The organism is Citrobacter sp. RHB35-C17, assembly GCF_013816795.1.
Lineage (GTDB): Bacteria > Pseudomonadota > Gammaproteobacteria > Enterobacterales > Enterobacteriaceae > Citrobacter_A > Citrobacter_A amalonaticus.
Window position 1 is genome coordinate 3,548,222 of the sequence record NZ_CP057150.1, and the last position, 14,427, is coordinate 3,562,648.

At 50.2% G+C, this 14,427-nt stretch carries 10 protein-coding genes and 1 other RNA gene; 9 read left to right on the forward strand and 2 right to left on the reverse strand.

Translation table 11 applies throughout. From position 1 onward, the window contains the following. Window positions 1–17 precede the first annotated feature (17 nt). The 5 genes from HVZ37_RS16950 (at window position 18) to HVZ37_RS16970 (ending at window position 6,648) form a co-directional block, all read left to right on the forward strand. Window positions 18–1,424: a TolC family outer membrane protein gene (locus HVZ37_RS16950; RefSeq protein WP_181627773.1), complete on the forward strand. Its 1,407-nt coding sequence runs from the start codon at window positions 18–20 to the stop codon at window positions 1,422–1,424. Next, the gene (locus tag HVZ37_RS16955) at window positions 1,421–3,607 is read left to right on the forward strand and encodes a type I secretion system permease/ATPase (protein ID WP_181627774.1); all 2,187 of its coding nucleotides are present in this window, start codon (window positions 1,421–1,423) and stop codon (window positions 3,605–3,607) included. The genes HVZ37_RS16950 and HVZ37_RS16955 overlap by 4 nt, the downstream gene beginning before the upstream one ends. Next, entirely contained in the window at window positions 3,588–4,778 is a 1,191-nt protein-coding gene (locus HVZ37_RS16960; protein WP_099433351.1) for an HlyD family efflux transporter periplasmic adaptor subunit, read from the forward strand. Before HVZ37_RS16955 ends, HVZ37_RS16960 begins: the two co-directional genes overlap by 20 nt. A 62-nt stretch (window positions 4,779–4,840) precedes the next feature. Continuing rightward, window positions 4,841–5,203: a transfer-messenger RNA gene (gene ssrA, locus HVZ37_RS16965) on the forward strand. 203 nt (window positions 5,204–5,406) lie between these two features. Continuing rightward, complete coding sequence (locus tag HVZ37_RS16970; protein WP_181627775.1) at window positions 5,407–6,648, forward strand: integrase; 1,242 nt, start codon at window positions 5,407–5,409, stop codon at window positions 6,646–6,648. Between the two features lie 169 nt (window positions 6,649–6,817). Here the strand turns inward: HVZ37_RS16970 and HVZ37_RS16975 are convergent, their stop codons facing one another. After that, complete coding sequence (locus HVZ37_RS16975) at window positions 6,818–7,693, reverse strand: hypothetical protein (protein WP_181627776.1); 876 nt, start codon at window positions 7,691–7,693, stop codon at window positions 6,818–6,820. Window positions 7,694–7,831: 138 nt separating this feature from the next. On the opposite strand from HVZ37_RS16975, the gene HVZ37_RS16980 reads away from it, so the two are divergent. The 4 genes from HVZ37_RS16980 to HVZ37_RS16995 all read left to right on the forward strand — a co-directional run bounded on the left by HVZ37_RS16980 (window position 7,832) and on the right by HVZ37_RS16995 (window position 10,514). Further along, window positions 7,832–8,044 (forward strand): AlpA family phage regulatory protein, encoded by a 213-nt coding sequence (locus HVZ37_RS16980; protein WP_151085533.1) that lies wholly within the window; start codon window positions 7,832–7,834, stop codon window positions 8,042–8,044. A 58-nt stretch (window positions 8,045–8,102) separates the two neighbouring features. After that, a complete protein-coding gene (locus HVZ37_RS16985) occupies window positions 8,103–8,861 on the forward strand; it encodes a hypothetical protein (RefSeq protein WP_181627777.1) in 759 nt (252 codons plus the stop codon). Continuing rightward, window positions 8,815–9,615, forward strand: a complete 801-nt coding sequence (locus HVZ37_RS16990; protein ID WP_181627778.1) for a recombinase family protein — start codon at window positions 8,815–8,817, stop codon at window positions 9,613–9,615. Before HVZ37_RS16985 ends, HVZ37_RS16990 begins: the two co-directional genes overlap by 47 nt. A gap of 272 nt (window positions 9,616–9,887) precedes the next feature. After that, the gene (locus tag HVZ37_RS16995; RefSeq protein WP_057950970.1) at window positions 9,888–10,514 is read left to right on the forward strand and encodes an inovirus Gp2 family protein; all 627 of its coding nucleotides are present in this window, start codon (window positions 9,888–9,890) and stop codon (window positions 10,512–10,514) included. A 205-nt stretch (window positions 10,515–10,719) separates the two neighbouring features. Here HVZ37_RS16995 and HVZ37_RS17000 read toward each other — a convergent pair whose 3' ends face one another. Beyond that, complete coding sequence (locus HVZ37_RS17000; protein ID WP_181627779.1) at window positions 10,720–14,034, reverse strand: NERD domain-containing protein; 3,315 nt, start codon at window positions 14,032–14,034, stop codon at window positions 10,720–10,722. Window positions 14,035–14,427: the final 393 nt, after the last annotated feature.

Consider the following 14,427-nt stretch of genomic DNA (forward strand, 5'->3'; position numbering starts at 1 on the left):
CTCAATTAGGGAAGAAAATGGGAAAACGACAGCTTACTTTCTGGTGGCTGGCGGGCAATCTGTGCGCTGCACCCGCTATCGCTGCCGTGGAAATGCCCCGCATCGCCCCGCAGCAGTGGGTTGAACGGCAGGAACTGCCCGCGCTTGATGGCCCGATGCCGCAAAGCGGCGACAGCGCCGCGCCCGGCGAACTGACCCTCTCTCAGGCGGTCAATCGCGCTGTCACCTGGCATCCATCGATCGCGGAAGTGGTCGGTAAACTGTATGCCCAAATTCAGCAGGTCGATGTTGCAAAAGCCAAATACTATCCGCAGGTTAACGCCGGGATGAATAACGGCTATACCAACACCTATTCCGACAGCGGATTCAGCCCGTCGCTGGTACTGTCACTGTCGCAAATGCTCTATGACTTTGGAAAAGTCGCAAGCCAGGTGCGGGCAGAAAACGCCGGCGTGGCGCAGGAGCAGGCCAACGTGCTGCTTAGCATTGATACCGTCAGCCATGAAACGGCAACCGCTATTGTACAGGTGCAGACCTGGCAGCAGATGGTGGCGGTGGCAAAGGAGCAACTGGATGCCCTGAGCACCATTGGCAGGCTGGCGAATCAGCGCAACGATGAAGGCGCCAGCTCGCTGTCGGACGTGGTGCAGACCGATGCGCGCATTGAGGGCGCCCGCTCCCAACTCGTACAGTATCAGGCCAATCTTGAGAGCTCGCAGGCGACGCTCATGACCTGGCTGGGCTGGAAAAACCTTAACACCATCAGCAACGACTTCCCGCAAAAGCTGGGCCGCAGTTGCGAACGGGCAAAACTGGATGACAAGCTGGTACCCGCCGTTCTTGCCGCCTGGGCGCAGGCCAACGTCGCCCAGGCTAATCTCGACTACGCCAACGCGCAGATGACGCCGACGGTTTCGCTGGAGCCGGAGGTTCGCCACTATCTCAATGATAATTATGCCGGGCATGAGTCCGTTGACCGCACTCAGTATTCGGCGTGGGTCAAAGTGGAGATGCCCATTTATCAGGGCGGCGGCTTAACCGCCCGGCGCAACGCCGCCAGCCACGCGGTGGAATCCGCCCAGTCAGCCATCCAGCGCACCCGGCTGGACGTGCGCAAGAAGCTGCTTGCGGATCGCAGTGAAGCGATGAACCTGGTGACCTCCTTGCAGATCCAGAAGCGTCAGGAGACGTTGAGTGAACGGACGCGCGAGCTGTACCAGCAACAGTATCTCGACCTTGGTTCCCGACCGCTTCTCGATGTTCTTAACGCTGAACAGGAGGTCTATCAGGCGCGCTTCGCACAGTTACAGACAGAGAGTCAGTTGCATCAACTGCAGCTTAACTGCCTGTACAACACCGGTCAGATGCGCCAGGCCTTTGGTCTGGAAAACCGCACCATTCAGTCAGTGGAGATTCAGCCATGACTCACGCCGACACTCCTGGCGACGAGCGCATCACCGCACCGGCGCTGGCCAACTGGGCGCGGGCAATGAGCCATATCGCCACCCATTATCGTATTGCCTGTTCTCCCGGCGCGTTGCAGGCCAGCGCCCCGTGGTTCCAGGATAAACCGATGCCGCAGGCGCTCAGCCAACTGGCCCGCCAGGCCGGACTCTCTTTTCAGCCGCTGGCTCCCAGCGAACAGTCGCTCACCCGCTGGCGTCTGCCGGTGGTGATCCAGCTCCAGGAGGGTGAACTGGTACTGGTTGAACAGTTCGACGGCGAAGACCAGCTTGACGTCTGTTTTATCAACGGCGAACTCCAGCGCAACCGGATCGCCCTGCGCGACCTGCTGCCGACGGTCCGTTTCATTATCGCGTTACGTCCGCTTTCCGCCGTGAAAGACCGCCGGGTGGATACCTATATCTCGCGTTTCAAACCCGACTGGCTGAAAAGCCTGGTGCTGAAAGATCTACGTCCTTACGGCCCGGTGATGCTGGCTGCATTGCTGATCAACATCCTGTCGCTTTCCGGGATCGTCTTCTCGATGCAGGTGTATGACCGGGTGATCCCCGCGCAATCGTGGCCGTCGCTGTATGTCCTTGCCGTCGGCGTTTTGATCGCCATGTTGTTTGGTTTTCTGCTGCGACTCGCCCGTGGTCATGTGATGGATCTGTTGGGTAAGCGCGCCGATATGCGGGTGTCGGATCGCGTGTTCAGCCACGCTCTACGCCTGCGTAATAGCGCGATCCCGCGCTCCACCGGCAGCTTTATTTCGCAGCTACGCGAGCTGGAACAGATCCGCGAGATGGTGACCTCTTCCACGATCTCCACCATTGTGGATCTGCCCTTCTTTTTCCTGTTCATCGTGGTGCTGGCGATCATCGCCCCGCCGCTCGCCTGGATCGCCCCGGTCGCCGCGCTGCTGATGATCCTTCCCGGTCTACTGTTGCAAAAAAAGCTCGCGGAGCTGGCGAATCAGTCAGCGCACGAGGCCACGCTGCGTAACGCCGTGCTGGTCGAAAGCGTTCAGGGGCTGGAGGACATCAAGCTGATGCAGGCGGAGAACCGGTTTCTGCAACAGTGGAACAGCTATATCCGCATCACCGCCGAGTCCGGACTGCGCACCCGCGAACTGTCGCAAGGGCTAATCAACTGGGGGGTGACCGTCCAGGGGCTGGTTTATGCGGCAATGGTGATGTTTGGCGCTCCGCTGGTGATTGAAGGCACGCTGACGACCGGCTCGGTGGTTGCTGCCTCCATGCTTGGCTCAAGGATGATCGCCCCGATGGGTAATCTGTGCGGCGTGCTGGCACGCTGGCAGCAGGTGAAAGCCGCTAAAAAGGGGCTGGACAGCATTATGGAACTTCCCACTGAGACCCAGCGTGACGAAACGCGGGTGCATCAGGAGATCTTTCACGGTCATTATCTGTTCGAGAACGCACAGTTTCGCTATCACAGTGAAGATCAGCGAGTGCCACTGCGCATTAACCGACTGGAGATCGCCGCCGGCGAGCGCATCGCGGTGCTCGGGCGCAACGGCGCGGGCAAATCCACGCTGTTGCAGGCGCTGGCAGGCGGCGTGGATCTGGTCGAGGGCGACGCCCGTCTCGATAACCTCAGCCTGCCGCACATCGATATGGCCGATTTGCGCCGCAACGTCGGGCTACTGAGCCAGAACGCGCGCCTGTTTTTTGGCACCCTGCGCGAGAACCTGACGCTCGGCGCCCCGCACGCCAGCGACGACGAGATATTTACCGTGCTGGAGATTTGCGGTGCGGCCAACTTCGTGAAACGGCTGCCGAAAGGGCTCGATCATCCGATTATGGAAGGCGGCAGCGGGTTATCCGGCGGTCAGCGACAGTCCATTATGCTCGCCCGCATGCTGCTGCGCGCCCCCAATATCGTCCTGCTCGATGAGCCCACCGCCTCGCTGGATGAGCATTCCGAACGCGAGTTTATTCAACGACTGGGACAGTGGCTCGGCAACCGCACTCTGATCGTCGCCACCCATCGCGTACCGGTACTGGAGCTGGTCGAACGGGTGGTGGTGCTTAAAGAGGGGCAACTGGTGATGGACGCGCCGAAAGCGCAGGCGCTGGGGCAAAGTCGAATGGCCACGCAGGTCAACACGCGGGAGTGGAAAAATGAAAACCAGTCAGCCTGACGCGACCCACGACGCGCTCGACGACAGCCGCGAGCGAGAATTCTCAGGTGCCAGCCGCATCATCTGGCTCACCGCGATCTTGTGTCTGCTTCTCTCGGTGTGGGCGTGGTTCGGCATTCTTGATGAGGTCTCGACGGGCACCGGCAAGGTAATCCCCAGTTCGCGCGAGCAGGTATTGCAGTCGCTCGACGGGGGGATCCTCGCCGAACTGATGGTGCATGAAGGCGATCAGGTCCAGGCGGGACAGGTACTGGCGCGAATGGACCCAACGCGCTCGGAGTCTAACGTCGGCGAAAGCGCCGCCCGCTATCGTGCCTCGCTGGCATCCAGTCAGCGCCTGACGGCTGAGGTTAGCGACAAGCCGCTGGTCTTCTCTGACGAACTGAACGCCTGGCCGGATCTGGTCGCCTCGGAAACGCGGCTTTACACCAGTCGCCGCGCGCAACTCGCCGACGCGCAGTCTGAGCTCAAAGAGGCGCTGACGCTGGTGAATAAAGAGCTGGCGATCACCGAGCGGCTGGCAAAAAGCGGCGCCGCCAGCCACGTCGAGGTGCTGCGTTTGCAACGGCAAAAAAGCGATATTGGTCTGAAGCTCACGGATTTGCGCTCGCAATATTACGTCCAGGCGCGCGAGGCGCTGTCTAAAGCCAACGCCGAAGTGGCAATGCTCTCCGCCATCATTAAGGGACGCGAAGATTCGGTGACCCGCCTGACCGTTCGCTCACCGGTTCGCGGCATAGTGAAGAACATTCAGGTCACGACCATCGGCGGCGTGATCCCGCCAAACGGCGAGATGATGGAGATCGTACCGGTTGACGATCATCTGCTGATTGAAACGCGTCTGTCGCCGCGCGACATCGCTTTTATCCACCCCGGCCAGCGCGCGCTGGTGAAAATCACCGCCTACGATTACGCCATTTACGGCGGACTGGAAGGCGTTGTCGAAACCATTTCGCCGGATACCATTCAGGACAAAGTGAAGCCGGAAATCTTCTACTACCGCGTTTTCATTCGTACCCATCAGGACTATCTGCAAAACAAGCTAGGACGCCGTTTTTCCATCGTACCGGGCATGATCGCGACAGTGGATATAAAAACAGGTGAAAAAAGCATCGTCGACTATTTAATCAAACCGTTCAACCGAGCCAAAGAAGCGCTGCGCGAGCGGTAAATGCCTGATGATTTGGGGTGGAAAGGGCTGTCACAAGTCTGTTATACTTGTCTTAACACATTGGGGCTGATTCTGGATTCGACGGGATTTGCGAAACCCAAGGTGCATGCCGAGGGGCGGTTGGCCTCGTAAAAAGCCGCAAAAAATAGTCGCAAACGACGAAAACTACGCTTTAGCAGCTTAATAACCTGCTCTGAGCCCTCTCTCCCTAGCTTCCGCTCTTAAGACGGGGATCAAAGAGAGGTCAAACCCAAAAGAGATCGCGTGGATGCCCTGCCTGGGGTTGAAGCGTTAAAACTAATCAGGCTAGTCTGGTAGTGGCGTGTCAATCCGCAGGTGCCAGGCGAATGTAAAGACTGACTAAGCATGTAGTACCGAGGATGTAGGAATTTCGGACGCGGGTTCAACTCCCGCCAGCTCCACCAAAATTTTCCATCGGTGATTACCAGAGTCATCCGATGAAGTCCTAAGAGCCCGCACGGCGCAAGCCCTGCGGGCTTTTTTGTGCCTTCAATTTGTCCCGCGAAGTCCGAAGAGAACTAATTAAATCCGAACCTTTTAGGCCCATTGATAGGCCCAACGAAAAGCCCTATTGTTTTCGTTGGGCCTAAACGCATGGAGACTCCCCATGGCAAGAAAAACCAAGCCGTTAACCGATACGGAAATCAAAGCCGCCAAACCTAAAGATGCCGATTACCAGCTGTATGATGGTGACGGGCTTACTCTGTTAATCAAGTCCAGCGGTAGTAAGCTCTGGCAGTTCCGTTACTATCGACCTCTGACCAAGCAGCGAACCAAGCAGAGCTTCGGAGCCTACCCAGCCGTCTCCCTTTCTGATGCGCGTAAACTCAGAGCTGAATCTCGAGTTTTGTTGGCAAAAGATATTGATCCTCAGGAACACCAGAAAGAACAGGTGAGGAATTCTCAAGAGGCCAAAACCAACACCTTCTTGTTAGTTGCCGAGCGTTGGTGGAATGTGAAGAAAGCCAGCGTAACAGAGGACTATGCCGACGATATCTGGCGCTCGCTTGAGAGAGATGTTTTCCCAGCAATCGGTGATATCAGCGTCACTGAGATTAAGGCTCATACTCTGGTTAAAGCTGTTCAGCCGGTACAGGCCAGAGGTGCATTAGAGACTGTTCGCCGCCTTTGTCAGCGTATTAACGAAGTCATGATTTATGCGCAGAACACGGGCCTGATTGATGCTGTTCCCAGCGTAAACATCGGAAAAGCCTTCGAGAAACCGCAGAAGAAAAACATGCCAAGTATCCGCCCGGATCAACTTCCACAGTTAATGCAAACAATGCGTACGGCAAGTATCAGTGTGTCCACGCGGTGTCTGTTCATGTGGCAGCTCCTCACCATTACCCGCCCTGCCGAAGCTGCTGAGGCACGATGGGATGAGATCGATTTCAATGCTAAAGAATGGAAAATTCCAGCAGCTCGAATGAAGATGAACCGAGACCATACGGTTCCACTATCGGATGAGGCTATCTCAATTCTGGAAATGATGAAGTCCCTCAGTGGTGGTCGAGAATTTATCTTTCCCAGTCGCATCAAACCAACCCAGCCAATGAACAGCCAAACAGTGAATGCAGCACTCAAGCGTGCTGGGTTAGGAGGTGTTCTCGTTTCTCATGGCTTGCGTTCTATCGCAAGTACAGCTCTCAATGAGCAAGGGTTTCCGTCTGATGTTATTGAGGCAGCATTGGCTCATGTAGACAAAAATGAGGTACGTCGCGCTTACAACCGCAGTGATTATCTTGAGCAACGCCGCCCTATGATGCAGTGGTGGGCTGATCTTGTTAAAGCAGCGGATGAAGGGCGCATGATTGAAAATAACATGACAGTGTTATCACTTGTTGTTTGAACTTTATAGCCGAGGCTGGTATCAAATTGATTTTTGGGCTTGTAACAAACTGTTATACAGCAAATATCAGCTTTCGTAGCCATGAGTTATTCACCTTGATAAACGAAGCCTTGGCCTTAGTGAATAAGGCTTCGCCAACTCTCACAGTTCATAACAGAAGCAGTCTTGACTATTTGTTACCCTTCTTTTTTCTTGTCACCGTTGCATCGAAGGCTTCTTTGACGATGTCCACCTTAGTAGACCATTGTTTAATAATGGTATCTCTCAATGCTTCTTGGCTCATCGTTGCGACCCTATGCTGGTTGCTAGAACTCTTAATGGTGAATTCTGGCGCTTGGACAAACGACCATAAGTCCTCAAGAATATCGTCCACTGCTGCAGTTTTGCTTTTCCAACCAGACTTTACTCCCTTTTCATGCAACATTTTAGCTAATTGTTCCTGAATAGCTTTATAGGTTTCTGCCTTTCCTCTGCCCCCCTCCTTACCTGCATTCGCGCGTTTACGAGATAATTTCTTCTCTTTTTCCCAAAATGTTTTTACCCATACCATCCCTGTACATTTATCCAACAAACCAGATGCCACTTGCATAGCTTTGATCGCAACAGCCTCATTTTCTTTTGATACAGAAACGGCCCATCTATAGGCCAACATGCCAAAAAGCAGATTAGACTCAAATGCTTCATGAATTAATAACTTCGGTTTAAACCAGTAAGGCCTTGTATTAAAACAAATTTCACTCTCAACCTCTCTCCAGCAGGCCTGAACAGGATCGTATAACTCTGTATATTCTTCCTTGTATTTGATTTCACCATCTTCTTCATGGAATTTCTCCTCCCGGAGATGAGGGTCTGCATAGCGCAAGACCTTGGTTCCTATCTTATTTGAGCACCAGAATCGTTTTCTCAACCACGCAAAATAGTTCTCTAAGTCAGCATTTTCTTCCTCTATGATCACAGCAGTATCATGCCACTCAGTACGAGATACCTCATCAGCCAGACACTTAACTTTATAGCTAACTTCGGCGTAAATCTTAGAAAAACTCAATACCTCCCCCCCAACTCCTCAAGTTCACAACCATGCAAAATCACGTAATAAAAGTTATTTTGCCAACCGGATTTTAGTAGAAAAAAAGTCAAGTTATCCTCTCTTAAACCAAATAGCACCAATGAGAGGTAACTCAGTATGAACGCAACTAATGTCAAAATTCTTCGCCTTTCAGCAGTTGTAGATAAGATAGGAATTGCCCGTTCTACTATCTACGACTGGATCAACCCCAAGTCCCCACGTTACGACGAGACTTTCCCTAAGCAGCGACGCTTAGGGCAGCAATCTGTCGGCTGGCTAGAGTCCGAGATCGATGAATGGGTTTTGCTCCGAAATCAAGTCAAGCCGTAGAAGCATATAGAAATCGCCGCTTCAACACTGTGATTTATTTAAAATTTACGAGGATTCTATGTCACGTTTATCTGTAACGATTAACTCGCCATCTATTAGACAAACAATCAAAAGCACGGCCAAACGAAGCAACTGTACTGAATCATCAGTCGTTTTGTCTTGCGTATCTACATTGGCTCCAATATTGGAAAAAATGAATGAAAACCATCAATCCGCGCTTAACCTGCAAGGAAGACTGCAGAAATTTATCGTAACTGAGACGATTTCTCAACTAAGAGCCAACCCTTGTATTGTTCCTGAAGAGATTTGTAAAATTATTTATCAAACATCGATTAAAGGTAATTCTTTAATAACACCTGCAAATAGCCATCAACAAAAATCCGGTAATGACTCAATGAGTAAAAGAGAGGCCATAACGATAAAGGAACAACTGAAATCACATAAAGAATCAATCAACGCAAAAAAAATTATATACATTTATAATGAGAGAGCAATAGATCTCAGGACCTTACGCGTGCATGGGCGAGCAAATATAATTCCGATTAAAGAAGATAGATATGATAACTACTTCTTCGATTTCGATCATATTCAATTATTATCAACGTCAGATCTAATAACATTTGGCACTGCTGAACTTATAAAAAAGAAAAAGATAGCCCTCCCTCACCCGTATATTTGCTGGATAGATATCCATCATGTAAATAACTTATCAATAATGCTTCCGGTTGCTAATGTAACTGATGTATCAACATGCAGAAAGGCATCTAGTGATGTCATTGTTATCAACCCATTTTCTAGTGATATGCAAAGTCGGTAATATCGACCTGAAAGACAGCGAAATCAGTTTTCGCAAGTTCAAACCCATATGTGATTTTCTAGCAACAACATACATCACGCAAATGATAATAGGAATCAATACCTTTAATTTCTTGGTGTTTGTACATAGTAAAAAGGTTTTCAACGTATCAAAAACTATTAATGATACCGGAGTGATGCAAATGCACTGTCATTTATACCTTAAAAGTCTAGATGCACGGGGCATCAACGACATAAAGAATCATGCTGCATATCAGGCAATATGTGACAGATTTGCTGTCTCCCCAGATGATGTTGTGATTGAAATAGTTGATGATCAAAAACCACTATCAGAGCAACGTTTGCTTAAGGAGTTAGTCACACAAAAAATCAATCGTAACGATACACTAATTATACCTCATTTAAGCTGCCTCGGCAGAAATGTTGAGGATATAGAGGAAGCTTTATTTTTTTGCTTTCGAAAAGAGATAAACATTTACTGTTATCACTCTTATACAAGAATCGAACCAACAGCTGAGAGCTGCATATCATTCCTAATAGCTATTCAGACAAGTGTTGATATTCACAATCTGAAATCAACCAGAAGCAAATACCGAGGGATGAAAAATACTTTGGGGAGGAAGGAAGGTAGTAGGTACAAAGCCGACATAGTTAAACTTAAGACAAACGGATACAAACAGACAGACGTCGCAAGGTTGTTGAGGATCAGTATATCGACAGTTAAGCGACACTGGAATACCACAATTATTGGTTAGTTTTCAACGCTAATTGCAGAGTAACTTTTTAACTGCCATGTCAGGCTGGGGCTGCGCTCACCTCAAATTTTGATGTTGGATAGGTATTATAATGGCAACACACTCTTACTACCTGTATTAACCGGTAAGAGTAACTATCAGATCAGTATGTCCGAACTAAGATCTGATACCAATATATACCTTCATCACTGAGTAATGATAGCCCTGCCTGTGTGGCAATAACCAATGCGGTCTGGAAAAGACCGTAGGACTAAACACATAGGAATACTAAGATGAAAACGTATAAAGGCTCACATGGGGATCACGTTCTGCAGTATTGGGTCAAGATTAACCAATTACTCTGTCGCTTGACTGACCGTTACCCCAGACTAACGGCGGTACGTGTCGATCTGCATTATCCGAAGATAGTCGATAACGGAGACAATATATGCTGTTTCCCTAATCTTGAACCAGGGGTGATATCTCGAATGCGTGAGTCCCTTAAAGCTAAATTGGAAGCTGACCGTATTCGTAAGAAGCGTGAAGGTAAGCGTATTTACCGTTGCCCTTTATTTATTATGTGGGCTAAAGAGTATTCCGAATCGGGTAAATGCCACTACCACATTTGCCTATTGTTCAACAAAGACGCTTACTACCACCTCGGGGACTACGAACGGGAAGACAACCTGAGAGGGATGATTACAGGTGCATGGTACAGCGCCCTAGCTTTGCAACGGGATGATTGCCCTGACCTGGTGACATTCCCTGATAACTGTCGCTACGTACTAGATAACGAAGACACTGGCTTCGAGGATCATTACCAGGCGCTGCTAACTCGATTGGACTACCTAACCAAAGTCGAATCTAAAGTGTTTGGTGAAGGGGATCGTAACTTCGGTTGCAGCCAAATCGATCTGTAACTACTTGTGGCCTTCTCTGCGTGGGAAGGCTTTTTTACATTTGAGATAAGTGGTATGTCACTAAATCGCACAAATCAATCCGATAGCTGTTTTCCGCCTACACCTACCGAAAAATAAGCGATGTAGTATATTTACGTGTCTACTCAGGTAATTCACTCATATCGTCTAACGCTCTGTCAGTGTCTGAATATCCCTGCTGACACATTTATTTTCGATAACGAATGCGGTCTTCAATCTTATGGATCGCGTTAAGTGCTTCATGACCTAGTTCCTCTTCGTCGCAAAGACTGCGTAAACGTCCTAGGTCATCGGCGTCACCAAACTGCCCAATCACTTGAATGGAAAAGGAAGCTATGCGCGCCTGATCGTTCATTAACCCGTGTTCGTGGTACGTCTTCTGCGACCCATGGTTGGTCAATGCATCGCGGCAGATAGCTAGGGCTGTTTTCGGATAGCGCGCTGCAACGTTAATTCTTGTACCATCCGTAGACAACATTCGAGATGTTGAAGACCACAGTGCTCCGGCACTTGCCGAAGAGGAGTAATCCAGTAATGTAGTCCGTGCACCGAGAGTCTGAGGTGAAGACTCGAGTTCGCAAATGCTTAACCGGCAAGCCCAGTAAGCTAATTCCCCGCAGGCCCGCATAGTTTCATCAACATCGATAGTCGATGTCACAGTGGCAGGAAGTGGGAGGTCTAAAATCCCCATCGCTTCGTGTGCTGCGAAAAACACCTCGACTGTATCTTGTGGCATAACCGACTTTTTGGCTGGCAGCCTAAGCCAAGGTTCAATAGCCTCAGAAACTGATGAGTCACCGAAATCTGCGAGCTGACGAATCAGAATATCGACAAACGAAACATACTCGGTGCTTGCCCCTTTGAGTGCCTTGAAAAGGAACTGCCGCTTCTGAGCGCTGGCGAGATTATTTATCTCTTCCCAATAAATGCCGTCATACGGATGATCAAATTGTCGAGAGAAGATATTCCATGCTTCGGTATCGGCCTGCGGTCCCGTCTCGGAGCATACACTTTCGATCTCCTCTAAGACCACCGTTCTGTAGTTTTCTTCTTCGGTTTCTAATCCACCTAAACCCTTCAGTGCATCAAAAATCATGGAATTCATAAACACGCCCAATTTGTCCATGGAGTCCTCAAGCGCCGCGATCATCTTTGCTTTTACGGCATCATCCACATTTCTCAAGTGTACACAAAAGTCCAGCGTGTCTAGCTGAAGGTGGTAGGGCAAGCTCTGCAGTCGCTCAAGAAGATTCAGCACACATGGCGCTGCCCACGGAGCGTACTTCGTGAACTTGGTGATTCCGAGAAGGACGTAGAATTCGCTATGTGTGCTCGCTTCCTTCCATGATTTTTTCAGAGCTTCACCAAATTCGCTCCCTGGACTATGGCGAAAACTTAGGCCACCACTATGGACGAAGGACACAAGCTGCGAAAGCGCGATCTTACGATTGAACACATAGGCTTGGCTAAATGTCTCGTGCAGAAGTGGTACCTTTTTGGCCCTTGCTTCCTTATAAAGCTCCCGATTGGCTTCGGCAATTTTTCCTTCCATGACGCGACATGCCGTCATGATTTGTTCTAAATGGCCCCCCTGCATTAGAAGCCAGCCAATAGCAGGAAGAAAAACTTCAAACTTCGAGAGGGTTGGCCGATGATAGGCAGTTTCAATCGAACAGCTATGCCATCCCTCGCCATTGATCAGGAAGCGCAGTTCAGAAGTCTCTGCGACCATTTCGGCGAATAGCACGTCAAACTTTGCTTTGACGGTACGTCTTGCGGCTTCTCCACACTCTCCTCGGACGCAAGACTCCAGGATGCCCTTATCAGTGGTTTTTTCCAAAATATCCTTTAGTGTCGAATCGTCCTCCACCGCACCGAGAATAAGAGCCTTAGAGCCATGAAACCGTGGAGATCGCAGAATAGCTTGTATTCGCTCAGAATCTTTACGCGCTACCCGGATTACAGATTCCGCCATGAAGAAATAGAAAAACATTTCATGAGAGAAGCTAAGTCTGTCACCACGCTGTGACACAAGCCGCGACTCAAGGATCGCGTACCGTGCCGCGTCAGTCACACTTGCCGCATCGCAAAATCTGTCAAACTCTCGAATGGACACACTAAATGCAGTTTGAGAGATCAGTTCTTCTGCAAACCCGGAAAGAGCGCGAATTCCCGCCGTTGCGAAGTTGCCGAGGCGCATGCGAGTAACCGTGTCGAATAGAACGAACGTACTTGCCCCAGCGGGCAGTGAAGCTGCTGCCTGCCCAATGAGTTCAGCTTCAAGCCCAGAGAGTGCTATTTCAAGGAGAGACTGGCAGTTTGTGAAGTTTTCATCTTCTTTGCTAAGTTTTGCGAGCTGTGACTTCAATGCGGATTGTGGCGGGCTGACAAGAGCCTCTTTTACTGACAGAAGCTCTTGCCTAGCCATGATGCCTTGTGAGGTAATCACAAGGCCTGCACCATAGCGTAGTGAAAATACTTGAAGGCTTCGCGTTAAAGTAATTCGCAAATGCTCTGGGCATTCGTTATAGCCGTCGAGAAACAGTACAATATGCCTTAAAAGGAGACGACTTGCTCTTAATATATCGCGCACGGAAGCACCGAGTAGTCTAAGCTCGGCATCAATTATTTTCTGAAGCTTACCCTCGAAGTCTTTGCCTTGGATGTGGATAGGCAGCACACCAGCCTGCATACATTCTGTGGCGATACGCGCACTTAGCAAGGACTTTCCACATCCTGACGGTCCCCTGATCAGAAGTGCAGATTGCGACGACAGAGCCATCTCAAGAATCTTAGATGCCGAGATCAGTTTGTCATCAAGGAGGTATTGGTCCTCTACCAGTCGTGCACCAGTTGGCCCATGATACTCCAAGAAAGCGGATTTATAACTCGACACTGTTTGCTCCGATATGAGCACAGTTTCATGAATTGCTGCATCTCTTTCCGATATGCGTTCAAGGCTCAAATGGGCTGCGAGCGCTTGGCATTGCACTTCATTTAGTAAGGCTCCTGACCTTGAACTGAGAGAAATCTTGATCGCATCCAGTCCGCCAGTGACTACCTTGAAATCACTCGGTGGCAATGAGGAGCCTGACGGAATCACAGGTGTAATGGCCAGCAAAGCATTGGGATAGCCGGTAAGATCGCTGAATAGCGCGGCCATCGCGTCACGCAACGCATTCTTGGCACCCAGGGCTTGAGTGTACCCGTTGCGTAGCTGTCGACTGCCATACGCTCCGGCCTGGGTCCAACGGCCGTTGACACTGCCTTTGATGGGTTGTGTATATCCCTTGGCTTCAATAACAAGCGTAGTTGTGGCGGAAAAGACCGCAACATCAACCTGACGGCCGTTAACGTTGAAATTGGCGAATATGTAGGCCCACTCGGAGCCCTTTTCTAAAGCATCGCAAACGGTGACCAAAACATCGCGATCCGAGGCGTGTTCTATACGCTCTCCGATAAATAGCCGAACTCTGTTCCCATTGCGACGTGCTGTGCTCATCAGGTTGAATTATCCTTACGACGCGCTAAATATCAACACAGCACCCCACTCACCCCGACCATTAATTCCGCTTCTTTAAATTCAGGTGGCATTCTTTCCATTAGATGCCTGCCGAAGTTGGAGAGGGGCGCATACCTTAGCGTTCCAAGCTACCATATTCCCTCTCAAATTTCTCAGTTGCTGAATCTGGCCGCCATTAAGTTAACTGATAATCATCCTTTTCACAGAACTACCAAGTTCTAGACAGCTTGTGCCTCGGCCTGATTTTCGCGAGGCGCTGTTCGGTACAGAATCCTGGTGCCCGGGCAACAAAGTGGCCAAACTGCTGCCATGGAACGTGGTTCTCATCGATAAATGACCGCCATTACGGTGCTCACGTAACGCTTAATTTTG